Source organism: Lactobacillus nasalidis (assembly GCF_016587775.1).
GTDB lineage: Bacteria > Bacillota > Bacilli > Lactobacillales > Lactobacillaceae > Lactobacillus > Lactobacillus nasalidis.
In genome coordinates, this window is sequence record NZ_BOCG01000482.1 from 1 (window position 1) to 204 (window position 204).

The following is a 204-nucleotide window of genomic DNA, read 5'->3' on the forward strand; positions in this document are numbered from 1 at the left end:
AAACAAGACTATGAGAAGAGTTTTGGATGAAGCTTGTGACTATCGCCGCTATTGCTGGAATCAAGGCCTTGCCTTGTGGAACGAAATGTACAAGGCAAGACAAGCGCTTAAATCTTCTTTGGCTTCCGACCCGAAAAAGCTGACTGAAGAACAGAAAGTACTGCTTAAAGAAAAGCCTTCGCCGAGTGAACGAAGAGTTCGTAA

The 204-nt window shown here is 44.1% G+C and carries 1 pseudogene; it reads left to right on the forward strand.

The annotated features are described in order from the left end of the window. Window positions 1-204: pseudogene (locus lacNas_RS09185) on the forward strand (helix-turn-helix domain-containing protein); the annotation flags it as partial.